1 protein-coding gene is annotated in these 1,055 nt (G+C 58.9%); it reads right to left on the bottom strand.

Annotated elements, in window-relative coordinates:
• Positions 1-1,021 (bottom strand): ISL3 family transposase (locus VJR90_06565; GenBank protein ID HKV97130.1); only part of this gene is annotated, 1,021 nt, incomplete at its 3' end.
• Positions 1,022-1,055 lie beyond the last annotated feature (34 nt).

The following is a 1,055-nucleotide window of genomic DNA, read 5'->3' as shown; positions in this document are numbered from 1 at the left end:
AGAGAGTCTGGCCGAGTTGCACCAGTTGCGCGAGGCCGGCCTGGCGCAACTGGTAAACGGCGCGGAGGAAGCGTGGCACCAGTTTCTGGCACTGTTTGCGGGTGCGGTGCTTTTTCAACAGCAGGTAGCAGAGCCGCTGTTTGAAGCGGTAAATGGTCTCCAGCACGGGATGGTCGGCCAGGTAGGCCGCTAGCCGAAGCTGCTGATCTTCTTTGAGATTGTGACGATGCCGCCGCATCAAGGAAAGCAGTCCGCGATTCTTGGCGCCGACTCCATCGATGTCCCGCCAGCAGGCCAGGAAGTGATGGTTGATCAGGCGAATGACATGGAAGCGATCCGCCACGATGAGTGCGTTGGGAAAATGCAGCCGGACCAGTGCGCGGTAGTTCGAGGCCAAGTCCATGCATACCACGCGCACCTCGGCCTTGCATTCCAGCTTCTGAAAATAGGCCGCCAGAGAGAGCTCCGACCGGCCTAAAACCACATCATAGATCTTATGATTTCTTAGGTCGCACAGCGTGGTGGCGTAGCCGCTGCGTCGGGTGAAGAAGTGCTCATCGATGCCCAGCACCTGCGGGCAGCGCCCCGAATGCCACTCCCCAAACTGGCGCTGGAGTCCGCGCTGAAAATAGCGCTCTACGGTGGCGGCCCCGATCCCTTCGCGGCGCCCCAGCCGGCTGCGATTAATGCCATCCAGGTGCTGGCGAAAGATCATTCTCTGGAAGGCTTCACTGGATCTCTGGCAGGGTTGAATCCCTGGAAACCGCTCCCGGAAGTACCGTCCGCAGCTGTGGCATTGAAACTTGCAGGCTTCCAGCTCCACCACACAGTGCCGCAAGCCCCAGTCCTCATGCCGCACTCGCCGCACATATCGGCCCTTGTTCCGCAGCCGGTCGCTCCCGCAGTGCGGGCACAACCTCAGCCCGGTATGCCGCGCTGAGATCTTGATCCCACCACCGCTGATCTGTAAATCGGTAATCTCATAGTCGGGCAGTCCTAAAACGATCTCTGATCTGATCAAAACAATTCCTCCAAGAATGTTTTATCAGTTCAGG

It is taken from the genome of Gammaproteobacteria bacterium (assembly GCA_035279405.1).
Classification (GTDB): Bacteria; Pseudomonadota; Gammaproteobacteria; order Natronospirales; family REEB76; genus REEB76.
The sequence above is the reverse complement of the archived record's forward strand: the minus strand, read 5'-3'. Positions and strand labels throughout refer to the sequence as shown.